Below are 15,310 nucleotides of genomic sequence, written 5' to 3' on the forward strand. Positions count from 1 at the left end.
TTGACTCTACGATACCTAACGTTGGAAGTAGCGGCTTGCCAGTAGCCGGCCCCGGACTCCACCGGCTGCTTCGGGGCCCATAGCGGAAGTCTAGCCGTTTGCTAGGGCCTTCGGTCAACATGGAATGGCCGCTTACCTGTGACGAGCGACTGCGGCCGCTCAGGCGACCCTTGCAGGGTCGAAAAGGTCGTGCTGGGTGTCCGCCGCCAGCTTGGCGCGGATGCGGCTGATGAGCTTGCGGACACCACTCACGGTCATGCCGTACTGGCGGGCCAGGTCATCGTAGTTGTCCCCCACGAACTTGCCCCATATCTCCAGCTCCAGGCGCACAAGCTCGCGCCGCAGATCCTTCGGGAAGGAAATGATCTGCCCGCCCCAGTGTTTCGCCAGATGATCCGCCAGGTCGTTGGCGATGATCTCCGCCGCGTTGGCGCCGATCTCATGCTCGCGCAGCCGGCGCGTCACCACGTCGACGACATCGGCCAGCAGCTCATGCCGCCGAATGGACGTGCGCGTCTCCGGCCTGATCACCGCTTGGCCTCCAGTGCCTGGGCAACGCCCCCCACAGGCCGGCCGAGCAGCTCCATCAGATCCTGCCAGGCCCACAGGTGATGGTCGAAGCCTTCATAGTTGACCGAGGCATTCGCCGCCCGCAGAAACACGGCCAGCTGCAGCGCACCGAAGGGCTGCACCCGATGCCGCACCAGCACCTCATCGGCCAGCGCCTTGATCGCCCCCGGCAGCACCCGCATCGCCCACTTCTTCAAGGTCTCAATGAGCGTATCCGTCGCCCTGCCGCTCGCCCAGTGCAGATCATCCACCTTGGCGATGCGCTTCACATAGGCCGCCAGCGCCTTCTCGCTGGGATCGCGCACCTCGCCGAGCTGGTGCAGAAACAACCACAGCGCCCGCACCTTGCTGGCACCTGGGTTGATGGCCTGGCGCCGGTCGCCAGCCTTTGGACGGACCACGAACCCCCTTGCCTTCAGGTGCTCCAAGACAGCCACCATTCCTGGAATGGCCATCGTCTTCAGCGACGAGTCCTGTCCAACAGACACCAGGATCTGCCGATACGCCACATCATCCAGCCCATGCTGCTGCCCCAGCTCGCGCTTCGCCGCGTGGATCAGCTTGATCAACGTAGCGCGGCGGCTGGCTGCGGATGTGGTGGTGGCGTTGGCTGCGGTCATGGTCGTGTGCTCCAGGTGGCTCACCAAAGACCCCGCAAGGGGGCTTCAGAAAGCCGACTGGCTCAGCTCAGGGCGTCCTTCAGGCCCTTGCCAGCGGTGAACTTCGGCGACTTGCGCGCCTTGATCTTCAGCGGTTCGCCAGTCTTCGGGTTGCGCCCGGTGCGGGCCGCGCGCTTGGTCACGTTGAAAGAGCCGAAGCCCACCAGGGTGACGGCGCCGCCCTTCTTCAGGGTGGCTTTGATCGCCTCGGTCGCCGCCTCGAGCGCAGCGCCGGCTGCGGCCTTGGAGATGCCGGCCTTGTTGGCCATTTGTTCGATGAGTTCAGTCTTGTTCATGATCTTTGAAATTCAAAATTGAAAAGGTTGAGGAAGTGACCCGGTGTTGACGGACACCGGAAGCCGGCCATCTCAGCGCCTGCCCAATAAAGGGAGGAGGACCGCGTCGGTCAGCCTGCTGCATGGCTCCGATACGGCGACACCGATAGCTGCGGTAGTTGTGGTGCTGGAGACACCGGGGCACACACCGCCTGCCCATGCAAATGGCAAAGCAGCTAGATGCGCGCGAGCTGATCGTGGCAACGAGTTCGCGAAGGCCGGATACGATTGCTCCAAATCACATGGGAGGGTCGCGGATGGCTTATGAATATCTCAAGGGCATGTTTGCAGCTGGGACGATAAGCACCTGGTTTGCGGGAATAGGTGCTTTTGCCGCCGCTGGGGTGGCGCTTCGCCTCGGCCTGCGGCAAGGAGGCAAGGAGAAGATCGAAGCAGATGCGCGCGCAGTTCTGTATGCGGCACGGATTTCCGAGCGACTCCGTACCGACGCGGCAGGTTTGAGAAGGGCCGTATCTTTGATGGGATTTCCAGACGGTGACGTCGAACGCACCCGTGACGACCGCATCGGAGATATTGCGGATGCAGTTAACCAAGTTAAGTGGGTGCCTGATGATGCGACACTGCTCGGCCTGATGCCTCTCGAGAACGAGTGTGCACAACGAATCAGCCAGGCGTATGGCGCTGTTGATTACGTGATCGATGAGATTTCTCGGGGTTCGTGGAGGAAGATCCCGGAAGACAGCATTCATCAATGGGAAAGAATGCTGGCAAAGGCCGCCGACAACCTCATGATTGCTGTCGAGGAGTGTGAGCGAAAGGCACAGTTGCCCTGGCGAGAATAGAGACTGGCTTTTCACACCGCCACCATGTCCAGCGCAATCGCCTCATAGCGATCCGTCTGCCCCACGCGCTTGTAAAAGCGGATGTACTGCTTCGTGCCGATCACCTGGATCGACTCGCCAATGGCCTTCATCGCCTCCTGCCACCGCGCGTCGTTGATCTCCAGGCGGCGCAGCGCCAGGATGCGACCGACATTGAGCTTCCCCTCCTTGTCGGTCTGAAAGGCCTGCTGCACCAGCGCGATGATCTCGGGCCGGCTCCCCTGCGCCCACTCCTTGATGCACTCATCCACCAGCGCCTGGGCGGCCTGCAGGCGCTCGTCAAAGGTGATCGTGTCGGCAGTGGCCAGCTGCAGCTTGTAGGCCCCGTCAAAGGTGTGCAGCGTGATGTTGCCCTTGTGCCCGCCGCGCTTCACGCCGTACTGCTCGGCACTCAGCTCGGCAAAGGCCGCAACGTCGCCAAAGATCCGGCCCTTCGCCGCCACCAGCTTGGCGTTCAGATCCTGGGCCACCAGCACCAGCTCGCGCACCAGGCGGTCGCGCTCCTGGTCCACTGGCTTGACCAGGTCGATAGGCACCAGGTGGCCCTGCGCGTTGCGCATGAAGCCATCGGGCAAATTGGCGACAACGCTGGCCTGGCGCACAGCATCATTGGGTGTTGGCATGGTTTGCTCCTTCTCAGCACCGAAAGCCACGGCTCTCGATGCGCTTGTGGTTGAGGGAACCGGCCCGAGCGGGCGCGGCGGCTGGGGGCGTCCACACAGGCGCCCGCATCAGGTCGTACTGCTGCGGCTTGACCAGGTCGGCGGCGGGCTTCGAAGTGAAGCCCGAGCGCGCGGCCTCGGGGCGGCCTGGCTTGATCTCGTTCACAGGGCGTCTCCCTGCTTCACGGCCGCATAGGTGTCGGCCATCAGGTCGTAACGCACCTGGTGGGCCACCAGCGGCTCGTACAAGGCGTCGTGGACGTCGCTGCGGCTGCAGTTGGCGGCAGCGGCCAGCTCGGGTGTGGCAGCGGCCTGGCCGTAGGTCGGCAGCAATGCCAGCAACACGACGCGCAGCGACTGCATTTCGGCGGGCATCATGGCTTGGGCCCTCCCGCTGGCGCCTTGCCCAGCAGCTTCGCCATCTTGGCCCGCACCTCTTCCGAGGGGCCTGCCGCCTGGCGGTCCCGCTCCTGCAGGTCCAGCAGCGCCGGGTCCAGATGGCTCAGCAGCGCCGCCCCCACCTGTACCGGCGCCTTCTGGTCGACCTGCACCACGCCGCGCAGGGGCGCAACACGCCGCTGCAGCTCCTGGTCGGCCTCGGCCAGGGCCTCGGTGCGGTCAACCGTCCGCGTGACCACCGTGTAGAGGTAGTTGTTGTGAGCCAGGGGCACCGCCAGCGTGCCCTTGTCGATGGCCGCAAACACCGCATGGAAGCCCGCCTGCCAGTCGCCCATGGTCACCAGGAAGGTGCGCCCGCCGCGCGTGATGGCGGTCGCCGTCATGTCCGGCACCAGCTCAGCCAGGATGGCCTTGGCGCGCGACATGCGCAGGCGCTGCTTCTCGGGCTTGAACAACCGCAGATAGCGCAGCAGCTCCCGGCCGAGCGGCAGCGACATGCTGATGACATCGGCCACCAGGTGGCGCGCCTCCTCGTCGTCGATCATGCGGCCCAGCAGCGCGTCGATGCTCTCCTCCGCGCCGCAGCTGGCACACGTGTTGATGAACTCCGCGCCCATCACCGGCCTCCCGGGCACATCGTGGCGCCCTGGGCCATGCCGGCCAGGTGCGCCGCGTCCAGGCGGGCACTGCTCACGTGCATCTCGCTGACCACGTAGACCAGCGTCAACAGCACCGCCAGCACCACCACGCCCAGCCAGCACGCCAGCGCCGTCATCGGGTGCAGCCGCTTCATGGCGCCACCTCCCGGCGCGGCACCACCGATACCGCATCGCCAAAGGCACCCAGCACCGCGTCGATGGCCTCCCAGTCACTGGCGAACACCCCGCGCAGCTGGCCCTTCGAGCCATCGCACATATGGATCAGGATCAGATAGCGCCGCATCTCAATCCTCCCGCCCCACCTGGGCCACCAGCTTGGCCGTCACACGGTCCTCGCCGCCCTGGTGCGCCAGGTTCATCGCACCCGACACCAGGTTGTTCACCGCCAGCGGATAGCACAGCGAGCGCGGGCCCAGCGAGCGCTGGCCACGGATCTTGGTCTCCACCGTCACGCGCAGCCGGGCCACGATGGCCTCCGCCGCATCGTGCGCAAACACCTTGTCGAAGTCGCCCCCCACCCGGGTGAACTTGTGCCGCAGATAGGCCTCGACATCGTTGTCCAGCGGCTCGATAAAACGCTTCTCGCAGCGCTGCACCACCTCCCGCACCTCAAACGACTTCTCGTCGAGCTTCCAGTCCAGCTCGGTCTGCCCGATCAGGATGATCGCCAGCAGCGGCGTAAACGCCCCGTCGTCCATCTCATAGAAGTTCTTTAGGTGCTTGAGCGTCTGCGTCGCCAGGCGGTGGGCCTCCTCGATCACCATCACATGCTTGTTGCCCGCGCTGGCGCTCGCCCGCAGTGCATCACGCATCTGGTTCAGCCGCGCCTGGTAGCTCTGGCGGATGGCCGCGCCAGGCATGATCGTGGTGATGATGATCTCCACCAGGTCGCTCGCCTTCAGCGGCCGGCTCTTGCGGTCCAGGTTGTCCAGCCCCTCAATGCCCGGCTCGATTACCACGATGGGCTTTTGCTGCCCCTGGATCCACTTCGCCAGGTCCTTGCGCACCGTCGACTTGCCCGCGCCGCTCTCGGCAATCACCGCCAGCATGCCGCCATGCTCGGCCACATTGCGCACCGCCGCCCGCACCTTGCGGATGTTGTCGTTCAGAAACACGTCGGCCACGCCGCGCATCTCATTGGTGAAGGGATCGCGCTCCAGCGCGAAGTAATCCCGCGCGTCCTGGGTGATCGTGTGCTTGCGAAGTAACATATCCTCGTCCTTGAGTCGGTTTGAAAGAGTGGTTTGAGGGCTTGGAAGCGAGGCACTCGCCTCGGTGGGCTGGGCAGCGTTGGCGCGCTGCCCGGCACACTTTTCAAAAGCGGTGGCCACCCGTTCAGGGGCAACACCGCGATCAATCAGCAACTCACTGGTCGCCCGCTTCATGCGGAACTCCATGCCCGTCTTGGTCGGCCAGTGGTTGTGTTTGAGCACCAGGCTCACGGTCGCAGGGCTCACCTTGACCAGGCGCGCAAACGCGGCCTGGTTGATGCCCAGCTCGCTCAGGATCACTTGAAGGTTCAGCATCGGCGCCGCCCTCACATGCCCACGGCGCGCAGGCCGCCGAAGGCTTCGACGTGTGCAGCGTCAGCGCCGCGCGTGAACTGCGCCACCAGCGCGTCTACCTGCTCAGCCGGCATCGCCTCGGGCCAGCGGCCCTTGATGAACCGGTTCTCCTCCCTGGTGATCGGGCGCCCGATCAGCTTGGCGATGCGCTGCAGCGCGATGCTGGTGTCCACCTGGTCCAGCACCTGGCCGTTGGCAACCGGGTTGTCCACAGCCACCACTGTCCCCTGGCGCGGCAGATAGGTGGGCAGCACCGCGTCGTTCACGCGCTTGAGCGGGTCCACCAGCCCCTTGAAGGGAATCGGCCCCTTGCCCTTGTCCTGGGCCCTGCGCGCGGCCTCTGCATCGGTCACTGAGCTGGTGCCCGTGGCAAGCTGCTCCACCTCCTTCATATTGCGCTGGGCTGGTGTCTCCGCGTGCCGTTTGAAGCCTTCGCCGATCACCGTGGCGTCGTCGTAAAAGCCGAACTCATTGCGCTCCTTGCGCTCCAGCACGTAGAACACCTCGCGCCCGTCCTCACCCATGCCAACGGCCTGGGCCGAGTCCTGGCGCCAGGCATTGCGCACGATCTGCAGCTTCTGCTTGACCACCACGCCCGGCACGTGCGAAACGTCCCAGGTCTGCCCCATGAACTCCACCTCCAGGAAGTCGTTCACGGTGCGCTCCTGCGGGGCCGACACAGCCAGCTCACGGCACAGCTCGATGCCCGGCGCCAGCTGCAGCTGCTCCGGCAGGATGCGCATGAACGCTTCAAAGCGCGTCATCCCATGGCGCGTATGCACCTGGGTGGCGTTGAACCATGCCGACCACTTCGCGGCCACGGCGTTGATCTGCTCCAGCGTCTCCAGCCTGAGCAGCTTGAAGGCCGACTCCAGCCCGCGCTCCACCATGTCCTGGCCCTTTTCCACCTGGCCCTTGGCGCGCGGGTTCTTGGGCTTGTTGATCTGCACATGCACGCGCAGCGCCTTGCACAGGTTGATGAAGGGCGGGCTGGTGTTGGCACCGCCCGGGTCGAGCATCGCCAGGCGCGGCACGCCGTGGAACGGGTTGCCCTCCCGGGGGTGCATCGCCTGGATCAGCACCTCCGCCAGGTTGCCCCCCGTCTCGCCGCCCGTCACGTACCAGACGAACAGCGCGCCGCTGGTGTGGTCTGTCACCACATAGCGCCACAGGCTCTCCTGCAGTACCTTCGCCACGTTGGCGGGCTTGTTGCTGTAGTACTCGCGGTAATCCATGGTGCGCAGCCCCGTGTCGCGGCCCTGCGCGGGCAGGTAGAACAAAATGCTGCGGCTGGCGTCAATGCTCCACACATGGTTCGGGTGCAGGCTGGCCTGGTGGATGGCAGGCGCAGGCGCCAGCAGCTGGTCGGGGTGCAGCAGATAGGTGCGCAGCGCCCGGGTGATGGTGCTGGTCGACAGCTTGAAAATCTCCCCCTCGCCATCGGTGCGCTCGGCCCGAATCAGGCTGTTCGCACGCAGCTCCTCGACCGCCGCCTCCACCGACAGCAGCCGCTTGTTGTTCTTGCGCATGTGCTCCATCAACATGGCGCTGATGAACACCGCCTCGTCCCGCGTGAGCGACGTCTTGCCCGCATCGGAGCGCCGCTTGCGCGTCTTCGTCGACGTCATCGATACCTCCTTGATCTTTCTCATTACGGTGGCCTTGGACAGCTGCAGCTCGGCGCTGGCCGCGTCATAGAGCGCGCCCTTGGCGCCCCAGTCCGCCGCAGCAGCCGCCTGCGCGTAATGCACAAGGCGCTGGGTGATGACTGCATTCGGCTGCGCCATGGCGGTCAGGCATGCCCTGCTGCGGGCAGGCCGTCCACCTGCATGCCGCGCATCCATTCGGGGGTGTCGTCGCCATCGGCCTGGGCCTTCACGCCCAGCCGGCCGCGCAGCTCGCGCACCATGCGCTCCAGTTGGGCCAGCTGGCCGGCCATCCACTCTTCGTGGTTCGTGCCATGCTCGGCAGAGTGGCGCTGCAGCTGCTCCAGGCCATCGCGGATCGGGCCTTGAATCAGCCCCTGGGCAGTCAGCGCCTCGCGCTCGATGTCGGCGCGCAGCTGCTCGGCCACCTCGTCGGGCGTGGCCTGCGCCAGGCGGCGGGCCTGCTTGCGCAGGGCCTCCTTCTCGTTAATCAGCGTGCGCTTGTCCTCGGCCAGGCTCTCGACCTGGTCGTTGGCGTCCTGCAGCTCCTCCTCCAGCGCGGCCTTCTGCTGGGCGCTGCGCACCGCCAGGTCATGCAGCACGTCCAGCACCTCCTCGCGGGTCTTGGCCTCCTCCACGGCGCGGCGCACCATCTCCTGGTCGGGCGCCGGCAGCGCCTTGATGGCGTTGTAGTCACGCTGGTGCAGGCCCAGCCGCTCGGCCTGCTCGAAGGCCTCCTCGCCCACGGCGCGCTGGTTGCCCAGCAGCATTTGCATGCGCGCATACCCGCGCCCCAGCTTCACCTGGCAGAACTCGTCCAGGCTGGCAAAATTCAAACCGTTTGAACTTTTGGGGTTGCGCAAAAGGCGCCAAGCCTTTGATTTCTTTACGTTTTCATAGATCGCGAGGGCCGCGGATTCTGAAACCGTTTGAATAAACGTCAACGCTTCCAGGCGGCCGAGGTCAACCCCGGCGGCCAGCACTTCGTCCATGGCTTCCTGTGCGGCCACCAGTTGGGCAGGTGCAGCGTCGAGGGTTGCCAGCGCGGCTTCGTTGAGCTTCGGGGCCTCGGCGGGAGGCGTTGTCTTGTTGGGTTGGCGTGCCATGTCTGTGGTGTGTGCTCAGTTGGTCAGGGTGTAGTTGCGCTGGGCCTGCTCCAAGGCAGACTTCGCGCGGTCGAAATCCGCCATCACGCGAAACGTGAGGCGGCTGAAACGGGTGGTGATCCGAAAGCGCCCAGTGGCCTCGTCCTTCTCCACCCAGCCCTTGCGGATCAGGGTCTCGGCCGTGCGGGTCACATAGGGCGGCGGGCAGCGCATGGCCTCGGCCAGGTCCTTGTTCGACATGCCGTCCAGCACGCGGCCAGACAGGCACTCCAGCATGTCCAGGGCGCGGGTCACCTGGGCGCCGGTCTTGGCGTCGGCGGCGCTCATGCGCCGGCCCTCCAGGCCGTGGTGTCGTAGCGCTCCGTCGCCGGGGCCCACAGCCTGCCCACGCAGGGCCGGGCCTCGGCATGCGCGGCCACCCGGGTGAGCAGGGCCGCCAGTTCGCGCAGCTGCGCGGGCGTGCTCTCCATGCCGTTGAAGGGGCCGCCATCCAGCACCACCAGGGGGGCGTGTTTGGCGGTGCGCGTGTAGTGGGCTTTGAGCATGCTTACAGCTCCAGTTGAGGGTTCGCGTGTTGCACCACGTTGCTGCGGTGCCAGGCCATGTGCTCCATGTGCTTGGTCAGCGCAGCCAGCGTCTCGGCGGGGTCGCCCGGGCGGGCGTAAAAGGCGCTGAGCAGCTTCACCGTGCCGGCAAAGTGCTCATGCAGCTCGGCAATGTCCGCGTGGTTCAGGTTGCGGCCCGTGGCCACATCCACCAGCAGCCGGCCGCTGCTGGCCGCGATCCAGCGCGTCACGTAGTCGATGCCGCAGGCAGTCTCGAACGGCCGGATCATGTTGGTCGGCAGGCGGCCAGTGCTCAGCCACTTGTAAAGGGTCCAGTGGTCCGACACGCCCATGTCTTCGCCAATGCGCTCGACCGACTTGTTCAAGCGCTCGCGTGCGTGGTCCTTGCACAGCTCCAGCGCGTGCCGCAGGCTGGTGGGCTGCAGGCGCTTCCAATTGCGGGTGGGCTTGGATGTCATGGCCGCGTGCCTCCCGCCCGCAGCGCCAAACAAACACCGGCTTGGAGCTGCTGGAAACGGCCTTGCGGCACATACAGTGCACCCATCACAACCACATGGGAGGACGAGATGGACGCACGCCACTTCGACGAGCTCGCAGGCCGCATTGAAGGCGTTGGGCAGGCCCTGCTGTACCTGACGGCAGCGCTGGAGATGCAGGGCGTCATTGATGGCCCCCGTCTGTCGCAGGCATGGCGCTCGGCACAGCAGCCGAACGTGCTGCCGGTGCTGGAGACCGCTCGCCGCACACTCCACGAACTGGCGGGCACGCTGGATGGCGCGCGAACCGCCCGCCAATCACCGGCCCCCCTGTGAACCCGTACTCGTCCGCCGCCTGCGCGCCGGTAAGATGCTGCTGGGACATATCCATCAAGCCGCCGCAGCCATGCGAGGTGCGGCCGAGGGACGAAACGCCACCGAGCTGGTGGCGAAGGCCGTCTTCACACCGACCTTCAGGCCAAGGTCCACCGCGATGTTGTGGCTCTCGCCGCGCAGGCACTTGCGTGCCGGCTTGGCCTGGTCGTCGTTGAGGATCGCGGAAACGAGCGCGACCGAATAGTTGCGTTGCTTGGCCCAGGCACTGAAGGACAAGCCCTGGTGCGCGAACTCATCGCGTACCTGCTGGCGGGTCTTGAGGGGCATGGTGGTGCGTCCTGTGTTGTTGCCGCAAGTTGGCGCTTGTGGCGTGTTGTTGAAACGAGTAGGCGTTGATTATGGTGCGGAAATCCGCACCTTGCAACAGAAAGGTGCAGGTATTTGCGTGGTTGGAGATCGATTGCGTGCGGAGCGCGAACGCCTGGGCCTGACCCAGCCAGCCTTTGCAGAAATTGCTGGGTCGAAAAAGCGGACGCTGATCGACTGGGAAAAAGGCGTCTCTTCGCCAACGGCCGTGCAGTTGGCGGCCCTGGCCAACGTGGGTGTCGACGTGCTCTACGTGGTCACGGGCACGGTCGCACCCGGCAAGCTCGATCCAGAAGAACAGACGATGCTTGGCTACTTTCGCGCCGCATCACCCGAGGTGCGCCGCGCAGCCCTGGGCGCCCTGATCGGGGCCACGCCCGCAGGCGCTGGCCTGCCACAAAGCCAGGGGGTCAACCTCACCAACCATGGCCACGGCGCCGTGCAGATCGGCGCGGTCGGCGGCAACGTCGTCCAGCCGCGCAAACGCAAGTAGCGCCGACCTAGTCCAAATGGGGGAGACAGGCCCCAAATGCCCAACCTTTGTTCACAATGGCTGTAACAAAGGAGATACAAATTGATCGAATGGGCTTGGATGCAGCGTCTGATCGAAGGGTTGAAGCCGCAGGCATATCTGAAGAATTGGGGCGATGGTGCAGTGCAGGTTGGCTGCGTTCAAGGCAACGTCACGGTGGTGAATCTGGTCCTGCCGATGCGCAGCTGCTGCGGTACATGCGGCTCCCTGAGCGCGCGGTCTGAAGAGCATCAACGATAGACAAGAGAGGGAGCATGAAAAGCACAACCGTAAGCGCCTTGATAGGCATCGCAGCTCTGGCCGCGCTAGGCGGCCTGACCTACCACTGGCAGGAGAGCCGGTCCCCAGCGGCGGTTTCGCGCGAGCTGGTGAAGTCCAAGTTGAACGATCCCGAATCGGCTGTCTTCCGCAACCACGTGCGCGGCAAGCGGGGCGGCGAAGGCATCTGGTGCGGCGAAGTGAACGCGCGCAACCGCATGGGCGGCATGGTCGGCTTCACCAGGTACGTGGCGAACGTGGAGCCAGACCGCACCATGGATTTTCGCGACGAGGTGAACTTCGACGAGGGCAACGATAGCTTCGCAGGCAAGTGGCGGCTGATGTGCGAGGGGCATTAGTCCTCGGCCTTTCTGCACTCGCTCTGCATACGGGCGGCTACCGAAGTCATCAGCGGCGTGGGAACGGCGAGCTAGAAATCGGGTTCGAGGACACAGTCTCAACGATCCACGCGATTTCTGGCTGGTATCAAAGACAGGAGTACTAGGTGATCTATCTCAAAATTTTGGCCGCACTCTCATTTGTAGGTGCCGTTGCATGGATGGTGAAAGATCCGGGTTTTGAGCCGGTTTTAGCCATTCTCGGAGCGTCGGCGACGTTCATAGGACTGATGCTTACAGACAGAAAAAAGACGCTTGAGCCAACTCAAAACCAGACGGTGTCAGCCGGTTCACTTGGAATTCAGGCCGGTGGGGACGTCAACATCGGTGATGGTAGGAAGAAGAGCGATGTTTAAAGATCAGAAGCAAGAAGTCTCGGAAGGTAGCTCCGCGATCCAGGCTGGCGGCAATGTAACGGTTACCCACAACGGGCTCACATACTCTGAGGTCAGGGCTGTGGCGCTCGACGTGTTCAAAGCAAATTTCTTGGATCTCTCGGGGCGCGCAAGTGAGACGGCCAAAGCGCGTGGCGCTGAGGTCACGGACAAGTTCCTTCAAAAGTTGGAAAGGGAGAACAAGGCCGGGCTGGAGAATGCCAACGATCCAGATTTTCAGTATGCGCTCTACACAGTCCAAAAGGAATACGCTCGCACAGGCGATGTGGACCTGGGCGACCTGCTGGTGGATCTGCTTGTTGATCGAAGCAAACATCAACAGCGGGACATTTTGCAAATTGTGCTCAACGAATCTCTGAATACTGCGCCCAAACTTACAGACGCCCAGCTCGCGTCGCTTGCCGTGATTTTTCTTTTTAGGTACACGGAGCACTATGGTGTGGGCAATCATGAACAGCTCGGCAGTTACTTTGACAGACACGTAAAGCCGTTCATAGGTAAGGTTCAGAAAAACGATGCGAGCTATCAGCACTTGCAGTTTTCTGGGTGCGCTGTTTCAAGCTTAGGAAGGACGGAGCTTGAGCACATTTTTGCCCAAGTCTACCTTGGACAATTTTTAAAAGGGTTTGACAAAAGCGAGGTGTCCGCCAAGGAAATTTCCATTGGGCTAGATTCCCGATTCTTCATGCCTTGCCTGAATGATTCCACCCGATATCAAGTGCGCGCCAACAACCCAAGGTTGCTCGAAAAATATCTCGATGGGCAGGGTGTAACGAGCGCAGATAGGACAAAAATACTTGAACTGTTCAGCGTTAACGCGATGAGCCAGCCAGAAATCAAGGCAAAGTGCATTGAGGTTCGACCGTACATGGCTGAGCTGTTCGACGTCTGGGCCACATCTCCCTTGGGTAGCACCACGCTCACAAGCGTTGGGATAGCAATAGGGCATGCGAACGTCCAACGTTTCGTCGGCAAGTTTGCAGACCTCTCAATATGGATCAATTGAACCGCTCCGAAGAGATCTAATTCCTTCGGTTCCTCATTAAATAGTTCCCTCGTCCACAAGACCGCGCATCCCCTCCTGCAGACACTGATGGCTCACCCCTCGCGGGGTTTGTTCCACCACTGTCCTGCCCTTGGAGGGGCCCATGCAACTCAGAGACTCCGTTCCCGCCTGGCTGCGCGCCCCGCGCACGTCCACCTGGCTCGTCCTGGCGCTGGTGCTGATCGCGGTCATCGCGGTCATCGCCCCGCAGAAGTTCGGGCTCACGATCTACAAGGCCTCGCTGGTCTCGCTGGCCGCCGTCATGGCCTACTGGCTCGACCGCGCACTGTTCCCCTACGCGCGGCCCGACGGCTACCTGGCGCGCGACTGGCGGCTTGGCTCCACGGAGCCCACCGGCGAGGCCGACCACCCCATCGCGCCGGGCTACACCATCCCGTTTGCCGCAGCCATGCTGCGCCGCGCGATCATCGTGGCCGCCGTGATATCCGGCGTGGCGGCGGGCATCTGACGTGCGCAGCCCCGTCGTCGCCCGCTTGCTGCGCAAGCCCCTGGCCTGGGCCGTCCTCGCCTGCCTGCTGGCCCTGGGCGCAGCCGAGAGCTGCCGCGCCCAGGTGCCAGAGGCAGCGCTGCCGTACCGGGCCCTGCTGATCAAGGTGGCCCAGGCCGAATGGGGCCTCAACGCCCCGGTCGCTGTGTTCGCTGCCCAGGTGCATCAAGAGAGCGCCTGGAACCCCGACGCCGTCTCACACGTAGGCGCGGCCGGCCTGGCCCAGTTCATGCCCGCCACGGCCCGCTGGATGCCCTCGGTGCGCCCCAGCCTGGCCAATCCCGAGCCCTTCAATCCGGCGTGGGCGCTGCAGGCCCTGGCGGCCTACAACCACTGGCTGTATGCGCGCACCCCCGCCCGCTACAGCCCCCGCGACCGCATGTGGGTCGCCCTGCGCAGCTACAACGGCGGGCTCGGCCACTGGCAAGCGGAGGCCGCCAGTACCGGGCTGGCCCAGCCCACGCGCACCCAGGTCGACGAGGCATGCGGCAAAGCCCGCCGCGCAGCCTTGCACTGCCGTGAAAACCTGGGTTACCCCCACCGCATCCTGGTGGTCTTGCAGCCCCGCTACCTGTCATGGGGGCCGGGCCTGTGAGCGCGCAATACCGACTGATCCTGATCGCCGTGCTGATCTGCGCGGCGATCTTCGGGGTGAAGACCTGGGAAGGCCACCTCATCGCCAAGGGCGACGCCCAGGGCGCCAGCCGCGTCCAGGCCGCCTGGGACCGGCAAGAGGCTGAGCGCAGCGCCGCCACCGCCGCCGACAACGTCGCCAAGTTCCGAGCCGCAGAGAGAACCGCCCATGAAACCGCCCAACGTGAAACCGAGCGCCAGGCTCGCGATGCTGTTGCCGCTGCTGCTGTGCGCAGCCTGCGCGACCAGGTCGCCCAGCTCAACGCCCGCCCCAATCCCTACCCAGCAGGAGACGCCGGCCTTGCCGCCTGCGCTGTCGAAGCCACCACCGCCCGGGAGCTATTCAGCGAAAGCGCAGGCGCGTATCAAGAGCTGGCAGCAGAGGCTGACCAACTCCGCGACCAGGTGATCGGCCTGCAGGCGTTTGTGGCCGACGTCATCCAGGCACCCACCGTGGGGGCCCCGGATTGATGGACGACGTAGACCGCGCCAGCGAGCGCGAGGCAGAGATCTTGGCCGATGCCCTGCGCGACCAGGCGCTGCGCGCCGGCCTGCAGGGCAAGACAGCGGCCGACTCAGCGCGCTGGTGCACCGATTGCGGTGAAAAAGTCCCGGCCTTGCGCCGCCGAACTGTGCCGGGTTGCCAGAAATGCGTGGTGTGCCAGGAGCGCGCCGAACGGAAAGGAAAAGCGTGAATTTGCAAATCGACTTCTGGCAGCTGCTGGGCTTCCTCATCACGGGACTGGGTGGGCTGTGGGGCGTGGTCAAGGTCGCAGCGGCACAGGCCCAACGCCACCAGGACGCCACGCATGCCCAGCTGATCGCCCGGCTCGACAGCATCGAAGCGGCCAGCCGCACCGAGGCCGGCAACTGGCAGCGCATCGAGCGCGAGATCCTGCAGCTCAAGGCCGAGCTGCCTCTGAACTACGTGCGCCGCGAGGACTACGTCCAGGCGGTGGCCACCATCATGGCCAAGCTCGACGCCATGAGCATGCGCTTTGAAAACATCCTGCTGCGAGGGAGCAAGAACCATGAATGAGCAGACCTTGATCGTCCAGGCCGCGCGTGCCCGTCGCGAGTTCATCCGCTGGGTGCTTCTCCTGGCCGCCAACATCAACCGGCCCACGCATTCCACCCTGCGGTTCCTGCAGCAGGTGGTCCAGGGCGAATACCCCGACGCCACCGAGATGGAGGTGCGCCGCGAGCTGGACTACCTGGAGAGCCGCGACCTGGTGAAGATCTTCACCGACCCCATCGGCCAGGTCAGCGCCGACCTCACCCGCTACGGCATCGACATCGCCGAGTACACCGTGCCCGTAGAGCCCGGCATCGCCCGCCCGCCCAAGGTCTGACG

General features: G+C 64.5%; 29 protein-coding genes. 13 read left to right on the forward strand and 16 right to left on the reverse strand.

All coding sequences use genetic code 11. The annotated features are described in order from the left end of the window. Window positions 1–159: 159 nt before the first annotated feature. The 3 genes from U5N23_RS06445 to U5N23_RS06455 all read right to left on the reverse strand — a co-directional run bounded on the left by U5N23_RS06445 (window position 160) and on the right by U5N23_RS06455 (window position 1,525). On the reverse strand, window positions 160–531 hold the full coding sequence (locus tag U5N23_RS06445; RefSeq protein WP_322591977.1) for a Mor transcription activator family protein: 372 nt from the start codon (window positions 529–531) through the stop codon (window positions 160–162). Further along, a complete protein-coding gene (locus tag U5N23_RS06450) occupies window positions 528–1,190 on the reverse strand; it encodes a regulatory protein GemA (RefSeq protein WP_322591978.1) in 663 nt (220 codons plus the stop codon). Before U5N23_RS06450 ends, U5N23_RS06445 begins: the two co-directional genes overlap by 4 nt. A 62-nt stretch (window positions 1,191–1,252) precedes the next feature. Beyond that, window positions 1,253–1,525 carry an HU family DNA-binding protein gene (locus tag U5N23_RS06455; protein WP_322591979.1) on the reverse strand — a complete coding sequence of 91 codons (273 nt, stop codon included), beginning with the start codon at window positions 1,523–1,525 and terminating at the stop codon, window positions 1,253–1,255. Between the two features lie 197 nt (window positions 1,526–1,722). Between U5N23_RS06455 and U5N23_RS06460 the strand changes: the two genes are divergently transcribed. Beyond that, window positions 1,723–2,367, forward strand: a complete 645-nt coding sequence (locus tag U5N23_RS06460) for a hypothetical protein (RefSeq protein ID WP_322591980.1) — start codon at window positions 1,723–1,725, stop codon at window positions 2,365–2,367. 11 nt (window positions 2,368–2,378) lie between these two features. On the opposite strand, the gene U5N23_RS06465 is transcribed toward U5N23_RS06460, so the two are convergent. From U5N23_RS06465 to U5N23_RS06520, 12 genes are read right to left on the reverse strand one after another with little or no spacing between them, the layout of a single operon-like run. Next, window positions 2,379–3,029 carry a DUF3164 family protein gene (locus tag U5N23_RS06465; RefSeq protein WP_322591981.1) on the reverse strand — a complete coding sequence of 217 codons (651 nt, stop codon included), beginning with the start codon at window positions 3,027–3,029 and terminating at the stop codon, window positions 2,379–2,381. 13 nt (window positions 3,030–3,042) lie between these two features. Next, window positions 3,043–3,234: a hypothetical protein gene (locus U5N23_RS06470; RefSeq protein WP_322591982.1), complete on the reverse strand. Its 192-nt coding sequence runs from the start codon at window positions 3,232–3,234 to the stop codon at window positions 3,043–3,045. After that, window positions 3,231–3,446: a hypothetical protein gene (locus U5N23_RS06475; protein WP_057268789.1), complete on the reverse strand. Its 216-nt coding sequence runs from the start codon at window positions 3,444–3,446 to the stop codon at window positions 3,231–3,233. The genes U5N23_RS06470 and U5N23_RS06475 overlap by 4 nt, the downstream gene beginning before the upstream one ends. After that, window positions 3,443–4,084, reverse strand: a complete 642-nt coding sequence (locus U5N23_RS06480; protein ID WP_322591983.1) for a hypothetical protein — start codon at window positions 4,082–4,084, stop codon at window positions 3,443–3,445. The genes U5N23_RS06475 and U5N23_RS06480 overlap by 4 nt, the downstream gene beginning before the upstream one ends. Next, the gene (locus tag U5N23_RS06485) at window positions 4,084–4,260 is read right to left on the reverse strand and encodes a hypothetical protein (protein WP_322591984.1); all 177 of its coding nucleotides are present in this window, start codon (window positions 4,258–4,260) and stop codon (window positions 4,084–4,086) included. The genes U5N23_RS06480 and U5N23_RS06485 overlap by 1 nt, the downstream gene beginning before the upstream one ends. Then, complete coding sequence (locus U5N23_RS06490) at window positions 4,257–4,409, reverse strand: hypothetical protein (RefSeq protein ID WP_322591985.1); 153 nt, start codon at window positions 4,407–4,409, stop codon at window positions 4,257–4,259. The genes U5N23_RS06485 and U5N23_RS06490 overlap by 4 nt, the downstream gene beginning before the upstream one ends. 1 nt (window position 4,410) lies before the next feature. After that, window positions 4,411–5,652: an ExeA family protein gene (locus U5N23_RS06495; RefSeq protein WP_322591986.1), complete on the reverse strand. Its 1,242-nt coding sequence runs from the start codon at window positions 5,650–5,652 to the stop codon at window positions 4,411–4,413. 11 nt (window positions 5,653–5,663) lie between these two features. Then, window positions 5,664–7,478 (reverse strand): integrase, encoded by a 1,815-nt coding sequence (locus tag U5N23_RS06500; protein ID WP_322591987.1) that lies wholly within the window; start codon window positions 7,476–7,478, stop codon window positions 5,664–5,666. A gap of 5 nt (window positions 7,479–7,483) precedes the next feature. Further along, window positions 7,484–8,443, reverse strand: a complete 960-nt coding sequence (locus U5N23_RS06505; RefSeq protein ID WP_322591988.1) for a hypothetical protein — start codon at window positions 8,441–8,443, stop codon at window positions 7,484–7,486. A gap of 15 nt (window positions 8,444–8,458) precedes the next feature. Next, window positions 8,459–8,770, reverse strand: a complete 312-nt coding sequence (locus U5N23_RS06510; RefSeq protein ID WP_322591989.1) for a MarR family transcriptional regulator — start codon at window positions 8,768–8,770, stop codon at window positions 8,459–8,461. After that, window positions 8,767–8,988: a hypothetical protein gene (locus U5N23_RS06515; protein ID WP_322591990.1), complete on the reverse strand. Its 222-nt coding sequence runs from the start codon at window positions 8,986–8,988 to the stop codon at window positions 8,767–8,769. Before U5N23_RS06515 ends, U5N23_RS06510 begins: the two co-directional genes overlap by 4 nt. Before the next feature lie 2 nt (window positions 8,989–8,990). After that, the gene (locus tag U5N23_RS06520) at window positions 8,991–9,467 is read right to left on the reverse strand and encodes a hypothetical protein (RefSeq protein ID WP_322591991.1); all 477 of its coding nucleotides are present in this window, start codon (window positions 9,465–9,467) and stop codon (window positions 8,991–8,993) included. A 108-nt stretch (window positions 9,468–9,575) separates the two neighbouring features. Here U5N23_RS06520 and U5N23_RS06525 point away from each other — a divergent pair, with 108 nt between their 5' ends. Continuing rightward, complete coding sequence (locus tag U5N23_RS06525; protein WP_322591992.1) at window positions 9,576–9,821, forward strand: hypothetical protein; 246 nt, start codon at window positions 9,576–9,578, stop codon at window positions 9,819–9,821. A gap of 54 nt (window positions 9,822–9,875) precedes the next feature. Here U5N23_RS06525 and U5N23_RS06530 read toward each other — a convergent pair whose 3' ends face one another. Beyond that, window positions 9,876–10,148 (reverse strand): DNA-binding protein, encoded by a 273-nt coding sequence (locus U5N23_RS06530; protein WP_322591993.1) that lies wholly within the window; start codon window positions 10,146–10,148, stop codon window positions 9,876–9,878. Here U5N23_RS06530 and U5N23_RS06535 point away from each other — a divergent pair. The 11 genes from U5N23_RS06535 (at window position 10,147) to U5N23_RS06585 (ending at window position 15,308) form a co-directional block, all read left to right on the forward strand. Continuing rightward, the gene (locus tag U5N23_RS06535; protein ID WP_322591994.1) at window positions 10,147–10,680 is read left to right on the forward strand and encodes a helix-turn-helix transcriptional regulator; all 534 of its coding nucleotides are present in this window, start codon (window positions 10,147–10,149) and stop codon (window positions 10,678–10,680) included. The two genes, U5N23_RS06530 and U5N23_RS06535, sit on opposite strands and share 2 nt — an antisense overlap. An 81-nt stretch (window positions 10,681–10,761) precedes the next feature. Beyond that, a complete protein-coding gene (locus tag U5N23_RS06540; RefSeq protein WP_322591995.1) occupies window positions 10,762–10,959 on the forward strand; it encodes a hypothetical protein in 198 nt (65 codons plus the stop codon). A gap of 14 nt (window positions 10,960–10,973) precedes the next feature. Then, on the forward strand, window positions 10,974–11,336 hold the full coding sequence (locus U5N23_RS06545; protein ID WP_322591996.1) for a hypothetical protein: 363 nt from the start codon (window positions 10,974–10,976) through the stop codon (window positions 11,334–11,336). A 146-nt stretch (window positions 11,337–11,482) separates the two neighbouring features. Continuing rightward, entirely contained in the window at window positions 11,483–11,731 is a 249-nt protein-coding gene (locus U5N23_RS06550) for a hypothetical protein (protein ID WP_322591997.1), read from the forward strand. Continuing rightward, window positions 11,724–12,776 (forward strand): LPO_1073/Vpar_1526 family protein, encoded by a 1,053-nt coding sequence (locus U5N23_RS06555; RefSeq protein ID WP_322591998.1) that lies wholly within the window; start codon window positions 11,724–11,726, stop codon window positions 12,774–12,776. Before U5N23_RS06550 ends, U5N23_RS06555 begins: the two co-directional genes overlap by 8 nt. A 142-nt stretch (window positions 12,777–12,918) precedes the next feature. Then, window positions 12,919–13,284, forward strand: a complete 366-nt coding sequence (locus U5N23_RS06560; RefSeq protein WP_322591999.1) for a putative holin — start codon at window positions 12,919–12,921, stop codon at window positions 13,282–13,284. 1 nt (window position 13,285) lies between these two features. After that, on the forward strand, window positions 13,286–13,918 hold the full coding sequence (locus U5N23_RS06565; protein WP_322592000.1) for a transglycosylase SLT domain-containing protein: 633 nt from the start codon (window positions 13,286–13,288) through the stop codon (window positions 13,916–13,918). Beyond that, window positions 13,915–14,427, forward strand: coding sequence for a hypothetical protein (locus tag U5N23_RS06570; RefSeq protein WP_322592001.1), 513 nt, complete (start codon window positions 13,915–13,917; stop codon window positions 14,425–14,427). The genes U5N23_RS06565 and U5N23_RS06570 overlap by 4 nt, the downstream gene beginning before the upstream one ends. After that, window positions 14,427–14,651 (forward strand): TraR/DksA C4-type zinc finger protein, encoded by a 225-nt coding sequence (locus tag U5N23_RS06575; protein ID WP_322592002.1) that lies wholly within the window; start codon window positions 14,427–14,429, stop codon window positions 14,649–14,651. Before U5N23_RS06570 ends, U5N23_RS06575 begins: the two co-directional genes overlap by 1 nt. Further along, a complete protein-coding gene (locus U5N23_RS06580; RefSeq protein ID WP_322592003.1) occupies window positions 14,648–14,995 on the forward strand; it encodes a hypothetical protein in 348 nt (115 codons plus the stop codon). Before U5N23_RS06575 ends, U5N23_RS06580 begins: the two co-directional genes overlap by 4 nt. Continuing rightward, on the forward strand, window positions 14,988–15,308 hold the full coding sequence (locus U5N23_RS06585; protein ID WP_322592004.1) for a hypothetical protein: 321 nt from the start codon (window positions 14,988–14,990) through the stop codon (window positions 15,306–15,308). The genes U5N23_RS06580 and U5N23_RS06585 overlap by 8 nt, the downstream gene beginning before the upstream one ends. Window positions 15,309–15,310: the final 2 nt, after the last annotated feature.

Source organism: Acidovorax sp. (assembly GCF_034519795.1).
GTDB lineage: Bacteria > Pseudomonadota > Gammaproteobacteria > Burkholderiales > Burkholderiaceae_C > Acidovorax.